The following is an 18,000-nucleotide window of genomic DNA, read 5'->3' as shown; positions in this document are numbered from 1 at the left end:
TATCCTGTGCGTCGTTGTTCATGAGCAACATCCGAAAATGGCGAGCGGTTGTAGCAAGTTCTCACCCGACCGATGCCCACCCCTCTTTGGCGATGACGGGCCACAACGTGGCGACGATCCGTTCGGCGAAGTCGGCCTCCACGTCGCGACCGTACCGATTGAAGTCGGCGAAGTAGCTTCCGAAAGCCAGGCTCACGACCGTGTCTATGTCGGCATCCTCCCGCACGGCGCCCCGCCGTTGGAGCTCGATAAGCACGTCGGAGAGTTCCTGGCATCGCGGCTGGTTGCCCAGCTCCCTCATTTGCGCGATCAGCCCGGGTTCGCGCTCGGCCTCGGCCATGAAATTACCGCGTGTTGTGGTCCCGAGAGCTCGGGGAACCTTCGGGGACCGCCCCTGGTGTTGCTGGGGATTTCACCGGTCGTAGATACGCGGTGAGAGTCGCCCACTACAGTTGCGGGTTTCAGCCACCCGCACCTCGCGCGTCGATTGATGGATAGCGTCTAGATCTGGACGGGCCCTTGATTTACGGCGTACTCTGCTTCCGGAGCGGCGGTGTCGCTGAGCTGGGGAAGATCCGCGCCGCGTTCTGAGCCTTCCGCCGAGCGAGAACTGGGGCGAATCGCGGAGCGGAAGGCCCCAAACTCCTGCTGCACGGGGTCGGTGGCCTCGTCGATCTTCGTGGACCGGATCGGGTGACCGCTCGTCGACAGGCACCGGCCGGTCTTCAGGTCCCACTTCCAGTCGTGCATGCTGCAGGTGAGGACGCCGTCTTCGTCGACCTTGCCGGTCTTCGTGAGGTCGGCGCGCAGGTGCGGGCATCGGCGCTGCACGAGCCAGTCGCCGATCTCGGCATCCTCCGTCTGGTCCGTCTGCTCCTGGTACCAGTTCTCGACGTACTCGATGCGGTCGACCGACAGGCACTTCAGGAACGTGGTGAGGAACTCGTTGAACTTGCCGCTGCGGCCCACTTGGAACTGCATCGACAGGAAGATCGAGTTCGACCAGTCGATCTCGCGGTCGCGGATGTTCGTGGACACGAGATCAGCGGGGATCGTGTACCAGTAGATGCACTCCTCCCCCGCGTACTCGCGGACCTTCGCGCGCGGGAAGTCGACGACCATGTCGAGGTCGCCGATCTTGAAGCGCACGCAGCCGCCGACGCCGAGGCGGATCGTGCGCGACTTCTTGAGCAGCGGCTCCCACCAGGCCTTCAGCGTCTCCAGCATCTCGGCCGGCGGGATGACACGCGTTCGCAGCAAGAGCATGCACACGTCCGGCCTTGAGTTACATACCCCCAGGGGGTATGTTATAACTATGAACGGGCACACCGACGCAAGACGAATCTGCGCAAGCGGGTGATACTTCATGCGGCCATACGAATCTTGGTGTCCTTTGGACCTGCGGTGGCAATCAAGCCATAGCTCGTCTGGCCACTCAGACCTACTTCCTCCGTCTGAGAGAGCCATTATCCGGCGGAGATTCATCTCTCCCAAAGCGCCAGAACGATGAATCGGGTCTTCTGGATGAGTTTCCCCTGCTTGTATGTGAGGAAGATCGCCTATCCAGTCGCGCACGGTCGCGTACGGAAGACGATCAGGCCCGTGAGTTGCCTCCGGCAAGTCAATCTGTCCATGTCGAGATGCCAGCAGAACAAGCCTTTTGCGGCGTTGCGGAACACCATAGTCTCTGCAGTCAATCACTTCCCAGCGTGTCGAATACCCCGCTCGATCCAGGTAGCGCAAGAACCGGTTCCAGGTGGATCCGCCGGGTATCTTCTGCAGCCCAGGGACGTTCTCCACGATCAACACATCGGGTTTGAGTCGGTCTAGGAATGGAATGAGAGTGAGAAGTAGGGATCGTTCTTGAGGCCGGGCCTTAGAACCGGATGGACGCATCGAACTGTACGGCTGGCATGGAGCACAGGCTGAAAAAACAAGCGGGACACCCGGCTCGGGGAGATGGTCGAAAGCATTAGGAGCAAGCTTTCGAATATCAGTCTCGTGAAACTCCGCGTCCGGAAAGTTGGCGCGGTAGGTGGCTGCAGCAGCCGCGTCAAAATCGACCGCGGCGGCTATGCGCATCCCCGCGTCCGCAGGCCGGCACTTGTCCCACCGCACCCGGAGAAGAAGTCGATCACAGTGGGCGTCGCGACTAGATCTTCCATGGGATCAGGAATAGAGGAATGAATTGCTGTAGTCACTCAGTTGTCCTCTCTCCGCGCGCGAGTCGCTTCCGATCCGCGCACGTATCCGAGCACATCGCTTCGCAGGAACCGCCATGCTCGCCCGACTTTCTCGCCCGGCAGAGAACCAGCGTTCGCGAGTGACAAGACGGTCTTCGTGCTGACTCTGAGAAGAGCCGCCGCCTCCTCAGTCGTGAGCACCTCATGGTCTTCCGTCATCTTCCTGCACACTCTCCTTGATGGCCGCAAGTTCAGTTGCGTTGGCTACCAGAGTCTGGCTTCGTCCGAACACGCTGACCAGGTAGAACCAAGTCAAGCGGCCCAAGATCCGGGATATCGCCCTCGCACGCGAAACCTGCCTCGTTCCCGCCAGATGGAGCGCTAGCGCGTCAGGAGCGATACAAGAACCACAGACCAATCTAGATTTTCGTGGAGATGCCCCATGGGTCGGGAGGTCTTCGAACCTCCTCATCCGTCCATCCTGTTTGAATGCAAAGCGACGCGACGACGTGCGGCGTCGCGTGTGAGTGACAAGAACCCGACAATCGGCTCTTCAGAAGGCGCGGGCTCAGGAGTTTCGTCGACAAGGAGTCGCGACTACGCGGTTCAAAGCATGCCGGCCGCATGCTTGACTGTGGCCCCGCGATGAGTCACGCGTGAATCAGTGCTCGGCGCCCGTCCCCTGACGTTGCGCAGACGTGAGTTGGGACGCTTGGAATCGAACACTCGATGGGTCGCCGACGATGGTGTACATCATGGATTCGGGGACGTATCCCGGAGCCCGGAGCCACCCTTGGACCGCTTCCTTCTCTCCTCGTTCTGCCGCAATGTCGAGGAGGACTGCTTCTGCATCCTGGTATAGGTGCCAGGGGCGGAGTCGTCCGGCTGATCGACCGCTCATAAACTCCACTATCGGTGGCGTACCTTTGCTGTCCGAGTGGCCCCACTCCAGTAGTCGCGGGTTCCCGTAGAGGATGTCCATGATCACGGTGTTGGTCTGGACGCGGTGCCACAGATCCAACAGCGTTTTATGAGTCTCCGAGCCACCGATTGACTCGCTCATGTAGACGAGAAGTCGTGTCATGAACGTGGAGTTGTGGAGCACTCCGACGGGCACGAGAGTGCTGAGTACGGCGCGTGCTCCCGCTCGCAGGAGCAAGTCGGCGACGGCTACCGGGCCCGCTCCACGCGGTCCGGAGTGGCATGAACTGAGGAGCACGACCGGGGGCATCGGGCCAAGGTCGTCTCCCAGACTCACCTCGTCACCGATGGCCAGCCCGGCCATGTTGGCGTCGGCGTCGTACACGCCATGAGCGCTGAGTATCAGGACATCCGGTCGATTGGTTGCGAGAGCGTCCGCGACGCCTGCTTTGTCGGAGACCTCCACGATGTCGACGTACACGGCACGAGTGGGGTCAGTGAGCTCTTGAGAGGCAAACGTCCATGCTCCTCGAGAGATGACACCGACAGGGTCCGTGTCGGGGATGCATTCGATGACCAGCACGCGCATGCCGTTGCTGAAGTCGACGCTGTGATCGGGGGTGAACTCGAGCTGGAATGCTCGTGTGAGGGGGTTGATCGGGTGGTAGGCGATCGGGACGAGCGCAGCGAGCGGCGCCGTGTGTTCCGGTAGACGCAGGAGCCCGATTGGGAAGTTGGTGAACGCGTCGATCTGAGAGGCGGTGCGAATGACGGAGATCATCCGGTCTGACCAGAATGGCCGCATCGCCTCGTCGAGCCGGGCCCGTAATCGCGCTTCCGTGGCCGGCTTGATACCGGTGCGCGTCCGGGTGCTGTCTACCCAGTAGCGTTCGAGGTCGGCCAGCGCAACGAATGCCGCGTCGGGGACGGGGTCAGCAGACACGATCCCCACGGAGTTATCGCCCGCCGCGTTGTGGGCCACCATCAGGCGGAGTACGTCGGGCGGATCCCCCGGTTCGGTCGACGTCGGGTTCGATTGTGCCTGGGGTTGCTCGTCTGGGCTCGTCGCGGTTGCTTCTTGTGCGAGGCGTCCGACGAGTCGACGGTACCGTGGAGCGACACCCGGGAGCCCCAGTGTCAACGGCACCTTGAGTCGACGCCCCGCTTCGGATACCGCGGTGTCTGCCACAAGCTCCGCTTCTGCCATGGAGAGGCCTCGCTCCTCCATGCCGGACAGTGCGTCGAGATATGCACGCCATTGCAACAGGTCAACGGCTCCGGCGTACGGCTCTTGGTCATGGGTCCGCACGGTGGCGTCGAGCCGTCCGATGCTTTTCAGGAGGCGCCGGAGTGGCACGGCTGAACCATTCGAGGCGATAGTGGGCGACCATGACGGCGGCATCGGATCGAGCTCGACCCCTTCCGGCCAGTCGGCGCTCCAGCGATCGCTGATCATCTGCCAGTGCTGCCGAAGCGATCCCTTATTCAGGTCACTCACCCGCACCGGAGGCAGCACGAATCTGCCGTCGCGTGAAGCTGCTGTTGCGGCCTCGAAACCGTCATCGGCGCTGATGATCAGCATGGGTTCACCGTGTTGAGTGAGCGCTGCGAGCATGAGCGGGTGCTGGAGGGCACTTGCCGACACCGGAAGAATCAAATGCCGGCGCTTCTCCCGCAGTTGTTCTCGGATACCGACCATTACTGGAATATCGACGGCATCGGTGCGGGTCGACGGAAGGTGAAGTGCGTACCAGATGGCCGGCAGGATCGGCACAAGCTCCGAATCGAAGGTCGTTGCGGGATCATCCGTCCCAGGGGTGAACTCGTGAGAAATGGGCTCATAGTCATCATCGATGTCGCTGCTGACGGGACAAACGACCAAGTAGATAGGCCTGGGGAAGCTAAATCTCGCAGAGTTCTCCCCTGTCCGCGCGTCGCCGTTCACTGAGAACGCCCGACGATGTGCTCGAATGAAGACAGGGTGTACTCGGCGATGGACGGCGGCGCGAGCCTGCCTTCGATCCGGAGCCCCTCGACGGCTGATCTCATGTCGCCATCCCTACGTTCTTGGTCACATCGCGGTTGTCACAGTGCCCTTCGAGACTAACGGGCACTGCTCTCACGCCGTGGCTTGAGATGTTGAGCCACCTAATCGTCAACCGCAGTCCGACGAGACGTGGGCAGATTCACCCCGCTGCCTCTGGCGGTGTTCGCCAACCTGGGCTCTGGTCAGAAGCACGAGGCTGGTGGGACCAATCGCAAGGAACTTGAGAGCGTTCCAACAGAGCAAGAAAACCAGTAGGTTGAGCCAGCCAGGGCCGCCGTCCGCGAGCGAGTTGGTACAGATGCCCGCGAGAAGCAGGTACGGGCCCGCAAGGAGCATCGCGGGCACGCCCCACTTGAGTCCTCGCCTTGTGCGGATCGCATCGAGGAGGATGTTGGTGGGCATGTAGCGGCGGAGGAACCCCCGGGCATAGATGCTGGCGTTTCAGAGTGGACGGATCATGACAGCAGTCCTCTCCAAAGGATCTGACGACAAAGAACCTTGAAGGACTGCCCGAATTGGGCGATCATGCCGTCACGCTCGGGGAGACGGCGACACATATTTGAAAGCCGCCTTGCTTACACAGTCCACTGTAAATCGGACTCCGGACATTGGGAAGTGGCAGCCGGATCAGCATCTTGGACGAGTTCACAGCACGCGTCCGGTGCCCGTACGCCTCGGTGAGGGTGGCGTTGTCTCCTCTGTGGGCTGCGTATTGCTCTTGATCCTCACCAGCGCGGCGCTGGCTCGTGCGGCGTCGATCTTTTGCGCGTCGCTGTCCGGTGCCGCACCGAGTGGTTCGTTCCCGGTGATGTCGTAGCGGTCGCGGTACGCTGCGATGGTTCGCGCCTGCTGCCGCCAGCTCACTGCCACCTCCGCTACGCCAGGTTCCTTGCCGATCGCTACCACCCACTCCTCTCCCTCCCGGAGGGCTTGGTCCAGGACTGCATCGGCGCGCTGTCGGATCAGTTCTCGTCGCTCAGTGAGTGCCTTCTGCATCTCGGCTGTCATAGGACCGACGGCTTCGGGGATCAGGCCTGCGATCAAACGGGGAGCCCTACGACCACGACCTGATCCTGCAGGGCGGTCGGTGGCGCGCGCGAGGCGGTGGTGAAGTACGGCGGCAATGTCGTCCGCGTCTCCGAATCCTCTTGCTTTGGCGAGGCGCGGAAGTAGCGCGTCGACATCGTGGTGGTTGGCTTGCGCGCGGCGGAGTTCTGCGGTGAGTGCTCCGAATGTGTCGGAGCGGATCGTGTCTTCGGCTTCGTCCGGGGTGAGACCGGAGCTTCGGATCAGGGATGCCCAACGGTCGTGCTGGGCGGCTTGCGCGATGGTCTCGTACTCGGCCGCGAGCTGCGCCACCGATCCCCACGTTTCTTGCTCGGCGGTGATCGTCTCGTGCGCGGAGAGTTCGGCGCCGACGTGCTGCAGCACCCCGTAGAGCACACTCCGCGCTGTCGCGTCGGGGTTGTCAGCAGGGTGCGGCCCGTCGTGGGAACCATCAGGCAGGTCGGTAGCGACATAGACGAGGTTCGCTTGGCGTCCGCGGGTCATCGCGACATACAAGTTCTCCCTTATAGTGCTCGCATCGGCGAGTACGTGGGCGGTGTTGGTGGTGATGCCCTGTGCGCGGTGCGCGGTCACCGCGTATCCGAGATCGACATCGTCAGCCACATACCCGACCGGCAACACCACTGACCCACCAGGACGCATGCCTGCCCGGCGAACAGTGAGGGAGCCGTCATCGCGAACGCCGGTGACCACCCATCGGTCGCCGTTGCGCACCCAACCGCGGCCAGAGTTCAGGCGCCGATCGTTGCGACGGGTGATGATCGTGTCGCCGATGGAGGCTCGGGAGGTGTCGTGGAGTTCGACTTCGCGGAGTGCATTCACGGTGCCGTCGAGGATGAGGTCTGCGCGGGCGCGCTGGTTCAAGGCGTGCACGGATTCGTTGGAGTCGGCGATCAGGACGGTCGCGATCCCGGCGAGGGTGTCGGTGCGCCAGGCGGCGTAAGCGGCGTCAATCATCGCCTCAGTGTCACCCCCGGTGATGCGGTCGTGGTCGGCGTAGATGTCGATCGCTGCAGTGCGGCCGTGACGGAGATCAAGCGAGGCGGTCTTCTCCCACTCGTTCACGAACCGGTGCACGTCGACCAGTTCGGGAGCGTCGTCGCGGTCGTGGACGAGGAGGGAGAACGCGCCACCTGCGGTGACGGATTGGAGTTGCGCCGAATCCCCCACCAACAGCACCTTCGCTCCTGCCTGGTCGGCCAGAGCGGTGATCCGGTCGAGGGAGAGCGTGCCTGCCAGGGAGGCTTCGTCGATGATGACCAGCTGACCCTTCCGGAAAGTCGCGCCGGTGCGCTGATGGGTGTCCCACCATTTCGCGGTGTTCTCCGTCGTGATACCGAGGTCGTCCGCGAGGACCTGCGCTGCGACCGCCGACGGGGCGAGACCGACAACGCTGCCGCGGCCGTGCTCTCGCTCCCACGCGGTGCGAAGTGCACGCATGGCCGTTGTCTTCCCGGCCCCAGCGGGCCCGACCAGCACATCGACTACTCGCCCCGACACAGCCACCGCCGCAAGCGCCGCGGCCTGATCCTCACCAAGCATTCGCCCTTCACGGACGGGGCGGTCGGTCACCTTCTGCACGACATCAATGGGCACGGTCGGCGCGGTGGCACTTCGCGCGCGCTCGAGGAGCCGGTCTTCTGCGGCGAGGAGTTCTTCTGAGGTGTACACCGTGGATGCCTTCGGATGGAAGGCGCTCGTACCATCAGGCCGGCGGAACACCGCGGGACTGGTCGCAAGCTCAGGCGGGGTCAGTCGCAGCGAGGCGGCTTCGGCGGCATCCACGACCATCCCGACGATGGCTTCACGATCCCTCGTGGTGGCGAAACGGTAGGGCATGGTCTGGCGGGCGGCTTCGGCGGTGAGGTTCCACCGACGCCAGGTCGACCGTTTCTCCCCCACCGCCTCAACGACGCTGCGCCCGAGCTCCGCGACAACATCCAGCGGCACATCGTCGGCACGTAGCACTAGAGGCGCGTCGTTCGCAGTGACGGTGCGGGCCCAGGTGGTGGCGTCTTCACCGAGAAGGTGGGTCGCTCGTGCGCGCCACTCTGCGGTGAGATCGGCCAGCGAGCGGACTTGCTTCTCGGGACGAGTGGCGAGCGTTGCCTGTGCGCGTAGCTTGATCACGGTGGTCGGCGAGGGTTGCCGTCCGTGGCGCTCGACGTACTCGGCGATCAGCCGGTTCTTCTCTTGCTCGATCTGCCGCGAGCGCGACGAGAAATCGACCACGAGCTTCTCTGGCACCGCCGAGATCGCCCACGCAGGGTTTCGGTCACGCCCCATCTCGCGAGCCTCCCATCCGACGCCGAAGGCACGGGTGAGGTGGTCGGCGAACACAGCCTCATGCAGTTCCGACAGGGCAACCGTTGCAGCGTGCAGAGGACGGCCGTCGAGGGACCGCCACTTTCCGTCGTGAGCGGTCTGCACCTTGTTCGAGATCACGACATGTGTGTGAAGGTGGGGGTCGCCGGCTCTGCTGTCGTAGTGATCGAACGCGGTCGCGATCATTCCAGTCACGTCGACCTGCGCAACAGCCCCGTTGCGGCCGACCGCGCCGACACGGGTTGCGGCAACCTCCCGCTCCATGAACGCAACCATCTCCGCAACCGCTGCGTGGTGCGCGCCCGCAATCAGCGATTGCGTGCCCGAATCCGACACCGCCCACAACACCGACGCGGACTTCGGAATCGAGAACGTGAAGTCAAAGCCTGCAACCGCCTTCCGCGACCCCTTCGCCAGCTCCTCGGCCTCGATTGCAGCGACCGCTTCTGCTCGTTCGGTCACGCCGAGGTCTCCGTCGAGCTTGGCGGTACGCTTCTGGATACGCTCGATTGCTGTCGGATAGTTCCGGTACGCGGACCCGAGTGGGTCGCCGGTCACGGGGTCACGGCCCATGCCGACCAGGAGCTGGAGTTGAGTCTCGGTGACTTGATCGCCCACCGTGATCGCACCGCTACCAAGCGCGGTCACAGCCGAGCCGAGCCAGCGGCCGGGCGGGCTGCCCTTCTCCGCGTAGTAGCGAGTCAGAGGTGTTGAAAGGGAACGGTCCCCGTCACCGGAGGCGACGGTGCGTAGCAGGTACTTGTAACCGTCCCCCGCGCTCATCACGCGCATCGAAACCGTCATGCTCGTAGGTGTTCGAGGACTACCCCGCGAAGGTATCGCAAGGCCCGCATCACGCCGTCGATAAAGTTGGACTATGAAGACCCCGGCCGCGCGCATCGTCCTGACAGTTGCTGCTGTCGTGGTCGCGGCGTTCGGGCTGTTCTCTGCAAGCGTCGCCATCTGGGGATCGTGGTGGAGGTTCCCCGATATGCCGACCGCCGAAGAATGGCAGGCCGCATTTGGGGCATCGGCTCTCGTTGCATTGGGATTCGCGTGGTACCAGATTCGACAGGTCGATCAGTCGAACAAGGCATTGATCGCCTCGAACGAGTTGGCCCGCCAAGTCAACATTGAGGCCGTCAGGCCCAGGGTGCAGGTTGCCCTGGAAGCTAGTCGCTTCGTTCAGAAGGATCGTGGTGCAGCGGCGACGGGCACGCTCTACATCGCCGTGCGAAATATCGGAGTGAGTCCTGCAAGCGATGTTCGGCTAAACGTGAGTCCGCCATTCACGTCGCTAGAGTCGTTCTTCAAGCCCGGAATGATGAGCGAGCACTTCGCCGATGTAAACGAGACCTTCAACGGTGAGGTGCACTTCGCGACGCTCAACTCGGGCAACTCCTACATATGGTTTCTCGGACGCGTGCCGGAGCTGTTCCAAGACGACTCTGGAATCCCGCGTCGCTGGGAGGTCGAAACCGAGTACACGGGAACTGCATCTCCAGGACCGTTCCGCGAGACGTTCGTTCTTGACCTCGATGTCGAGAAGCGCATCGAGTTGCCCGTCGACCCACTCGTGCGAATCGGCAAAGACATCGAGGTCGTCGGAAGCCACCTCAAAGCGATCAAGGGCGTTGCACCAAGAGAACTCACACTGAGCGATGACTCCGTCAAGGCCCTTAGTCGCAATCTGCGGATACGGTCCTCGGCAGTTCGCGCTCGGCGAGCGCCTGCTTGGCTGCTAAGACGTCGTTGACACCCCAGTAGTGCGGCGAGCGCAACCCGTCAGCGATCTGCTCAGGTTGCAGACATGCGCTTTGTCTGTGTCGACATAGATCCCGGTTGCGGCTGCAATTCGCAGGTCGACACGATCACTCCCGGACTCAGCGACGAGCGTGTACTACGCGCCGGAGATCGTATAGCCGGAATGCTTCGCTCAAGGTCATGGTTGCGGCTGCGATGGCGGGGCCGACATCGTTGTCGAGGTCACCGCGGAGGCGCACGATCGAACCGCCCGATTCCTCGCGTACGAGCTCGTTTCGGTCAAGCCGCGTGATGCCGAAGTGGTACTGCGCGTGGGCAGCCGCACTGCCTGATCGCCAGATCGCCTGCGTTGCACCGACTAGGAGGTCGTCATCTACGCCGTGCATGTGCTGCGCCACCCAGTCGATCGCTCCAGTCTGATGGAATCGCATTTTCGTGACGTCCTCTTGCACTCCGAGTGCAGTAGCGACCTTCTGTAAGTCGGCTTGCCGCTCGCGCAGCTGCTCCAGAAGTCCGGTGCGAGCCTCCTCGGGTTTGCCCTCGGGGATCTGCATGTCGCGGAACGATGTGAGCTGAACACGGAGGTCGTCGGCACGAAGCCTCAGCGCCCTCCCGCGACGTTCTTGCCGTGTTGGCGGCGCGAGGACCCACACAGCGTTCACGGCCGCGACGAATGCGGTCCGCGCAACGGTCATGTAGGCGGTCGGGTACATCGTGCTCGTTGATCGCATGGCGTTGATCGCGAAATCCAGGTGCTCGGAGGAGATGCACATCGAGTACCAGACGGGGTTCTCGACACTTAATCCGTCGACTGAATCGGCTGCGAGCGAGCTTCCCGGCTCAGAGGACATTGGATCCTCCGCACGCCTACGCCAAGCAGCGACCGCTTCCGAGATGCGGTCCAGACGCCTGAGCCATTCGTTGCCTTCGGTCGGTTGAGGCTGCTGTGTGGGTCGCCGCTTCGTCATGGCCGCACTTTATCTCCGACGTCTGACGAGTCAGGCGGCGCGCCTCGCTTGCAAGACGCGTGACAGCTGATCAGTGCGCCAGCTCAAGGCGCCTGAAGATGCACGCGGGCTCATCTCATATGCTCCGCGCTGAGGGGGTGATGCTAGGTAACGCGCACGCGCTGAATGATCAAACGCCAAACTGCAGGCACGGAGATCGCTCTGCTTCAGTCAAAGACCGCTGTTGATAGCCAGGCGCTGACACTCGAACGCCAACGCTCAGGGTCAGAATTCCATGCCAGCGAATGGCCCGCCTCGAACGCAACTAGTTCGACGAAGCCAGGACGGCGATCCCGGAGGGCTTGAGACACCGCAGGGGGGACCGAATCGTCCCGATCGCCGTGCAGGATCAAAGTCGGCACGGTGAGTTCTCGGGCTCGCTCGATCCAGTCCATCTCCCGAAGCGAAACGGCCCCCGGCAGCCCGGCTATACGAGCGAGCGGATCAAGCGTCAACCAGGGCAACGAGAGACGGCCCGCCACAGCAGGCAGTCCGCTTCGTACACAATTGGCCTCGATCACCTCGATCCAACTGAGCACTGGAGAGTCCAGTACCAGCGCGGTTATCACCCCCGCAGACCGCATCCGATCGGCAACGCGCAGAGCAATGGCAGCGCCCAACGACCATCCAAAGAGAACGATCCGCTCAGCGCCCTGTTTGACGGCATAGTCGACAGCAGCCTCGACATCGTCGGCCTCCGAGTAGCCCAGCGTTGAGCGACCCTTCTCAACGCTCGGCCCCTCACCGTCATTGCGGAAGCTGACGACGAGCGACGTCCAGCCAAGCTCAGCAGTCACCTGCACACCGCGCAGCGTTCCTCGTCGGCGCCCGCCCATGCCATGGACGTGAATCGCCCATGTCGCCGCGCGGTGCTCGCCGTCGGCGAGCCATGCCGGGGCCGGACCCGCGGGCGTAGTGACGAAGACCTCCCGCACGCTGAGGCCCGCTGCCGCGGGGCTATCGAAGTAGATCCCGCTCCACGAAAAGGATGCCCCCAGAGATGGGAGTCGGTCGGACGCGGCGTGCGTCACAACCCGAGCGATCTGGCCAGGCCCTCGATCGATCACTTCGTCGGAGACTCGTACCCACTCCCCCGTTTCGAACCACAGGCTGAATATGCCTGGCGCGGCCGTGGAGCGAGTGCGGTCGAGAATCAGCAAACGCCGATCCCCGTCAGTCTCGATATCTCGAAGCCTCAAGTCGAAGGTTCGAGACCCGACCGCCGACGTTAACTTCCGAGCGAGGACCCAGCCGAGGCTCATCGCACCCGCACCGAGGAGCACCATGCTCGCTACAACGATGCGCCTCATGTTCGATCTCGTTCGTCGGGAGAGCGCGGCGCAACGACCGCGGGTTTTCCGTTGGCATCTGCGCCGCTGCTTCCGAGGAGGTGACGTTCCGCCTGCTCAAGTAGCGTCACTTCCGCTTTAGTGAGCTCGAACGCAGTACGCGGGTCGATCATCGCGTCTCTGATCTCGACGATCTCACGGTGGAGGCGGCTTTCTTCGTCTTCGATTTGCGATGTCGAAGACTGCGCCGTACTGAGACCTGGCCGCACTCGCACAGCCTGATGCCACAGTGAGTCGAGTCGCTGCAACATCTCGGCCGTTCGCGCGCGACGAGCCCGCTCCTGCAAGTTGCGGACCATCGGCTGCATGGCGAAGCCCGCACACAGGAAAAGAAAGGCGAGGAGAGACAGCGGCCCGTACGCGGCGCTGACGGAGCGCATGAATTGAAGATTACCGGTAACGTGCGCCAGATCCATGGTGATCACGGCGACGCTGAGCGCGATACCTGAGCTCGAGCCGATGAGAAGCAGCAAAGCGGGAATCAGCTGCGCCCCTTTACCGATGCGGAACTGCCTCATCGCCAGTGTGAGCATCGCACCCAAGATGATCCCGCAGTAGGTGAACATAATGATCGAGTACGCCGCGACCCACGGCTGCGCACCGAGGTCGCGCATGAAGGTCACAGTCGTCGCCCCGCGATCGATGAGGAAGAACGCCATTGTTGTGCCGACGAGTGCGGTGAACAATGCGGGGCGACCGACCGCTGCGCGCACCAGCCGCGGACGGTACTCGCCAGCCTTCATCGCCGCTCGTCCGAGGAAGAAGAGCCCGATGATCAGAAGGCCATCCGAAAACAGCATTCCGTAATTCGTCGATCCCAGCAAACCATCGACGGCGACGTAGACGGCGTCGACGTTGAGTGTCATGGCGACAGCGATCGTGAGGGCAGCGTGGGTAATACTGCGGTCCGTCCGCCGGCGGCGAAAAATGAGCAGGCTCGCCACGAGCACCCACAAGAGCGTCGCGATGAGCGTCTGGATCATCCGAAGATTTCCGAATAACGAGACTCCGCGAAGACAGACCCCCGAATACCCGCCGCGAGCCGGTCTGCCAGTGACTCGGCTGCAATCTCGGTGTCGGTGTCGAAATCCTGGCGTCTGAGTAGACGCGCTCTGGTGTGCGGTGGGATGTCTGGCAGCAGAGCGTCCACGACGGAACATTCGTCGCCGTCGCAGTGTCCGAGCAGTATGTGAGCGAACTCGTGGAGCACGAACTGTTGTTGATGCAGGACCGAGTCGCTGTGCGCATGAAGGATCACGTCCTCTGCTCCGGTCGTCAGCCAAATCGCGCAGACGCCATCATGGTCGCCCAACGCACTCAGCTCGACGACACGGAGCCGCCGTCGTCTGCGCCGTCTCACAGCGCTAAGCAAGTCATCAAACGTGAAGACGCTACCCAGGGCGAGATCCGTGATGGCCGTCGTCACGACCTCATCCATATTCACGGTGTGCTCACTCTCTTCGAGGGCATCTACCGGCGCCCACTCCGCTTCGCGGGACGTCGTCACTACTCGACTGCGTGCGCCATTTCCTCATCTAGGAACTTACTGATGGCTTGGAGTGCTCTCGGCGAGATATCTCCAAGGGTGCGAGCCGCGTAGGTCTTGACCTTCGCAGCGCGCATCGAGCGCACAAGGTCTAGCTGCGCGCTAACTTTTGCTGGGACCGCGGCCCCGTCCGCGCCCAACAGGAAGTCGGCGTCGACGTCAAAGAATGCCGCCAGCCCCTCAAACACCTCTGGGTCTTGCACGTACCGGTGGCCGTTCACCATGTAGGTCCAGCGCGATCTCGACAGGTTGGTGCCGCGGTCACCCAAGTAGGCGGCAATCTGCGAGTACGTCGGTTCAGCACCAGACTCCGCGATCGCGACGTCAAGCAGTAGCCGCAGGCGTTTCGCGAGATCCGCTGCCGCATCCTTGCTCTCGTCTTCGGCCATGCTCGCTGACCTCCTTTGTGCATGCTCAATCTACCCGTTGAGCATGACCAAATCAACAGTTGCGCATGCTCAACGTCGATGTTAGAACTAAGACCCCAGGCCGTTTGAGCATGCTCAACGCTCGTGACGTGGCGTGATCGCACTCCTGCTCAAAGGGAGGTGAACGATGCCCAGAATCAGGACGATGACGATTGCGCGCTCTGCCAAGCTCGCGCGCAACGAGCGTGCACGAGCCGTGCGGCCGCATCTCTCATCGTTCTCTCGCGGGCGCCCGCGCCCACCTCTCTGGTGTGTCGCCGCGCCCCTCCCGGTTGCGGCGTCCCAGAGAGGAGGCCATCCGATGGTCGCGACCGAAGATCGTCGCGCAGCGCGCGAAGCCAAGCTTGACGAGGTCCACGAGAAGCTGGCGGATGCCGTCGATCGGCTTGTGTCTGGGGACGATTGGGCGAAAGTCCTCACCTTCGCGGCCCGATTCCGCAGCCGCTCCTTCAACAACACCTTGCTGATCTGGATACAGCACTCCATGGCGTACGAGGCAGGACTCGTATCGGAGCCGATGCCGTCATGCGTCGCCGGGTACAAGCAGTGGCAGAAGCTGGGGCGCCAAGTAGAGAAGGGCCAGCCCGGCTATCAGATCCTCGCCCCCGTCACCGGTCGCTTTGCTTCATCAAGTCCATCTGATCCGGCGTCGTGGCGACGACTCAATCGGTTCGAGAAGCCGCGTCCCGGCGAGATTGTGCGCTCGAAGATAATCGGTGTTCGCCCCGCGTACGTGTGGGATGCCTCCCAGACTTCCGGCGACGCGTTTCCGACGCCGCCGACGCCGACTCTGCTGAAGGGCGAGGCTCCATCCCGACTCTGGGAAGGCCTCGCTCAGCAAATCACCTCTGCCGGGTTTGCTGTACTCGATGTGGAGCACGAGGACATGATCTTTGGCGCGAACGGCGTCACGGACTACACCGAGAAGACGGTCAAGGTCCGCAAGAACATGGATCCCGCAGCGCGTGTGAAGACGCTCGCCCACGAACTCGCTCACGTGCTCATGCACGGCCCGGATCAGGATGTGGTGAGACGGCATCGTGGTATCGGCGAGGTGGAGGCCGAGTCGGTCGCGCTCATGATCGGTGCCACCCACGGCATAGATACCAGTGACTACACGATTCCGTACGTGTCGACCTGGGCAGCGCAGGTGGACGGGCAGGAGCCAGCCGAGATCGTCCGCGCAACGGGCGAACGGGTCCGCGCCGCTGCCATGAGAATTCTGGACCAGCTCGACACCGAGATGCTCGGCGACGGTACCCCGCCAGGACTTGAACGTGCGTCGACGCGGACCGGTGCGCCCATCTCGAACCGCGCGAGCCATGCACCGGTGACCTCGACGGACGCGCAGCGTGCGGCTCTGACCGAATCGCGGACGCTGCGATGAACGCCGCCGCGTTCGCTCAGACACTCGATGGCTCGGGCCGCGGGCTCTCGACAGCTGAGAGCGCGCTCGCTTACGCGGCTCACGGCATCCCCGTGTTCCCGTGCGCTGCGCGCGGGAAGCGCCCCGCGGTGGCTGGAGGATTTCACGCCGCCAGCACGAACTCTGTGCTGGTGCGGCGATGGTGGACGGCGGTACCCAGCGCGAACATCGGAATCCCGACCGGCGCCGCATCGGGCCTCGTCGTGGTTGACGTTGATGTGCACGGCCCCGTCGATGGCTACGAAGCGTTGGATCGCGCGCGAGCCGAAGGTCTCGTGGACGGCTGGACTGCTGCGGTGCGAACCCCGTCTGACGGTTTGCATCTGTACTTCCCCGCGGCGAGCGGGTCGGAGCAGCGGTCCTGGCAATGCGCACGAGCGGGCATCGACTTCCGCGGCGACGGCGGTTACATCATCGTTCCGCCGTCAAGTCGAGTGATCGACGGGCGTCGGCGGTGGTATGAGGTCCTTCGGCTCGCCAGTGAAAACGTGCATGGGTTCAACGCGGAGCGACTTCGCGACTTCCTCGATCCTCCCCACAGGCTGGATCAGGCCCGTAGCGGCGAGTCGGCGATACGATCGGGCGATGTGCAGCGTCTCGCCGAGTGGGTTACTCGGAGGCAGGAAGGCGAACGTAACCACGGGGTCTTCTGGGCCGCTTGCCGGATGGCGGAGCAGAGTGTTCCCCCGTTCGAAGCGCTCGATGCGCTGACGGCGGCCGGTGCGCAGGCCGGGCTCACTGAGCGCGAGGTGACGACGACCGTCCGCTCTGCCTACCGAAGTGTTCAGGGCGCACCGGCCAGGCAGCTAGCTCCTGCGTCGTCGGCGACACCACACAGGCCATCAAGTGGCACAGAGTCACGGGCACTGGCATGAGGAATATCGGGGGGCGACGGGTGGCCGTCATGACAGCCGTCGCGGGCACGGTATTCATCGCCGCCGGAGCGTTCTGGCTGTCATTCACCTCGCTTGCGGACCTTGCCGCGCGCTCAGGAATCGGCGACGGGCAGGCGTGGGCATGGCCGCTCATCGTCGACGGGGTCATCGTCGTCTCGACTGTCGCCGTCGTCGCCCTCGCCGATGCACGAGCCGCCTGGTATCCATGGACGCTCCTCGCGGGCGCTGCGTCAGTATCCGTGACCGCGAACTCGCTTCATGCCGTCGTCGCCGCCGATTCAGACGTGCCCGGCTTCCTCGCCGCGGCCGTCGCAGCCGTGCCACCGGTGGTCTTGCTTGCGATCACTCATCTGACGGTGCTCCTGATCCGCGCGCCAGAAACCGTAGGTCCGAGCGAGTCGGTGACGTCGGTCTCGCCGCAGGAGCGCGCAGCGGCATTTCGGGCGGAGGGATGGTCGAACAAGCGGATCGCCCGCGAACTTGACGTTCACCCGTCGACGGTGGGCCGCTGGTTCGCCAGCGCACCTATCGAGCAGGAACGGATGGACGCCGCATCCGCCACATCCGAGGAGGGACCGCCATGAGCGAGATCGAGAACGAAACGACGCGCATCGCTGATCGAGATGGCGACAGCGTCGCGACCGTGCCCGAGACCGTCGAAGCAACAAGCGTCCGTCGTCACCATCGCGCCGCGACACTGGATCCTGCGTCATACCGCGGCCGCGGCGTCGAGTGGGTGCGCCCGACAGATCTGATCGCACACGGCGGTTCCCGCATGGCAGGAGCGGGCATCACCTTCCAAGCTGAGCTACATCGACGCACCCGTGCGGCGACGACGACCAGCATCCGCGGCATTGCGGAGCGGGCGCGCCGGCTCCCGCCCGTGTCCGCGTTCGGACACGGTTCCTCGCGACGCGGAGCAGAGCGCGGCGCGGTCGGCGCAGCCTGAACAACAAAGCGTGAAACGACCTGATGGGCACTTCACCGGCATCCAAGACCTCCGCAGCTGCGGAGCGCGTGCGCACCTGCGTGTCAGGAGG

The 18,000-nt window shown here is 63.4% G+C and carries 15 protein-coding genes and 1 pseudogene; 5 read left to right on the top strand and 11 right to left on the bottom strand.

Annotated elements, in window-relative coordinates; all coding sequences use genetic code 11:
- Window positions 1-61: 61 nt before the first annotated feature.
- From RN51_RS07760 to mobF, 6 genes and pseudogenes are all read right to left on the bottom strand, one after another.
- The gene (locus RN51_RS07760) at window positions 62-340 is read right to left on the bottom strand and encodes a TetR-like C-terminal domain-containing protein (RefSeq protein WP_052674632.1); all 279 of its coding nucleotides are present in this window, start codon (window positions 338-340) and stop codon (window positions 62-64) included.
- A gap of 161 nt (window positions 341-501) precedes the next feature.
- Window positions 502-1,266: a Rieske (2Fe-2S) protein gene (locus RN51_RS18675; protein WP_231579251.1), complete on the bottom strand. Its 765-nt coding sequence runs from the start codon at window positions 1,264-1,266 to the stop codon at window positions 502-504.
- Window positions 1,267-1,629: 363 nt separating this feature from the next.
- Window positions 1,630-2,082 (bottom strand): annotated as a pseudogene (locus RN51_RS18865) (DNA cytosine methyltransferase); the annotation flags it as partial.
- A 119-nt stretch (window positions 2,083-2,201) separates the two neighbouring features.
- Window positions 2,202-2,402, bottom strand: coding sequence for a helix-turn-helix domain-containing protein (locus tag RN51_RS07750; protein ID WP_045263469.1), 201 nt, complete (start codon window positions 2,400-2,402; stop codon window positions 2,202-2,204).
- Between the two features lie 442 nt (window positions 2,403-2,844).
- Window positions 2,845-5,049 carry a CHAT domain-containing protein gene (locus tag RN51_RS07745; protein ID WP_045263468.1) on the bottom strand — a complete coding sequence of 735 codons (2,205 nt, stop codon included), beginning with the start codon at window positions 5,047-5,049 and terminating at the stop codon, window positions 2,845-2,847.
- A gap of 747 nt (window positions 5,050-5,796) precedes the next feature.
- On the bottom strand, window positions 5,797-9,348 hold the full coding sequence (gene mobF / locus RN51_RS07735) for a MobF family relaxase (RefSeq protein ID WP_045263467.1): 3,552 nt from the start codon (window positions 9,346-9,348) through the stop codon (window positions 5,797-5,799).
- A 73-nt stretch (window positions 9,349-9,421) separates the two neighbouring features.
- On the opposite strand from mobF, the gene RN51_RS07730 reads away from it, so the two are divergent.
- Window positions 9,422-10,300 (top strand): hypothetical protein, encoded by an 879-nt coding sequence (locus tag RN51_RS07730; RefSeq protein ID WP_045263466.1) that lies wholly within the window; start codon window positions 9,422-9,424, stop codon window positions 10,298-10,300.
- A gap of 127 nt (window positions 10,301-10,427) precedes the next feature.
- Here the strand turns inward: RN51_RS07730 and RN51_RS07725 are convergent, their stop codons facing one another.
- From RN51_RS07725 to RN51_RS07705, 5 genes are all read right to left on the bottom strand, one after another.
- Window positions 10,428-11,276, bottom strand: coding sequence for a hypothetical protein (locus RN51_RS07725; RefSeq protein ID WP_156149131.1), 849 nt, complete (start codon window positions 11,274-11,276; stop codon window positions 10,428-10,430).
- 206 nt (window positions 11,277-11,482) lie between these two features.
- Window positions 11,483-12,625, bottom strand: coding sequence for an alpha/beta hydrolase family protein (locus RN51_RS07720; RefSeq protein WP_156149130.1), 1,143 nt, complete (start codon window positions 12,623-12,625; stop codon window positions 11,483-11,485).
- Window positions 12,622-13,647: a DUF6545 domain-containing protein gene (locus tag RN51_RS07715; RefSeq protein WP_045263464.1), complete on the bottom strand. Its 1,026-nt coding sequence runs from the start codon at window positions 13,645-13,647 to the stop codon at window positions 12,622-12,624. The genes RN51_RS07720 and RN51_RS07715 overlap by 4 nt, the downstream gene beginning before the upstream one ends.
- Window positions 13,644-14,171 (bottom strand): hypothetical protein, encoded by a 528-nt coding sequence (locus tag RN51_RS07710; protein WP_231579249.1) that lies wholly within the window; start codon window positions 14,169-14,171, stop codon window positions 13,644-13,646. The genes RN51_RS07715 and RN51_RS07710 overlap by 4 nt, the downstream gene beginning before the upstream one ends.
- A complete protein-coding gene (locus tag RN51_RS07705; protein ID WP_045263463.1) occupies window positions 14,171-14,599 on the bottom strand; it encodes a hypothetical protein in 429 nt (142 codons plus the stop codon). Before RN51_RS07705 ends, RN51_RS07710 begins: the two co-directional genes overlap by 1 nt.
- A gap of 340 nt (window positions 14,600-14,939) precedes the next feature.
- Here RN51_RS07705 and RN51_RS07700 point away from each other — a divergent pair, with 340 nt between their 5' ends.
- From RN51_RS07700 to RN51_RS07685, 4 genes are read left to right on the top strand one after another with little or no spacing between them, the layout of a single operon-like run.
- Window positions 14,940-16,025 carry an ArdC-like ssDNA-binding domain-containing protein gene (locus tag RN51_RS07700; protein WP_045263462.1) on the top strand — a complete coding sequence of 362 codons (1,086 nt, stop codon included), beginning with the start codon at window positions 14,940-14,942 and terminating at the stop codon, window positions 16,023-16,025.
- Window positions 16,022-16,939: a bifunctional DNA primase/polymerase gene (locus RN51_RS07695; protein WP_045263461.1), complete on the top strand. Its 918-nt coding sequence runs from the start codon at window positions 16,022-16,024 to the stop codon at window positions 16,937-16,939. Before RN51_RS07700 ends, RN51_RS07695 begins: the two co-directional genes overlap by 4 nt.
- Before the next feature lie 29 nt (window positions 16,940-16,968).
- The gene (locus RN51_RS07690; protein ID WP_156149129.1) at window positions 16,969-17,544 is read left to right on the top strand and encodes a helix-turn-helix domain-containing protein; all 576 of its coding nucleotides are present in this window, start codon (window positions 16,969-16,971) and stop codon (window positions 17,542-17,544) included.
- Window positions 17,541-17,909, top strand: a complete 369-nt coding sequence (locus RN51_RS07685) for a hypothetical protein (RefSeq protein ID WP_045263459.1) — start codon at window positions 17,541-17,543, stop codon at window positions 17,907-17,909. Before RN51_RS07690 ends, RN51_RS07685 begins: the two co-directional genes overlap by 4 nt.
- The last annotated feature ends 91 nt before the right edge of the window (window positions 17,910-18,000 follow it).

The sequence above is a fragment of the Microbacterium oxydans genome, assembly GCF_000956405.1.
Lineage (GTDB): Bacteria > Actinomycetota > Actinomycetes > Actinomycetales > Microbacteriaceae > Microbacterium > Microbacterium oxydans_C.
The sequence above is the reverse complement of the archived record's forward strand: the minus strand, read 5'-3'. Positions and strand labels throughout refer to the sequence as shown.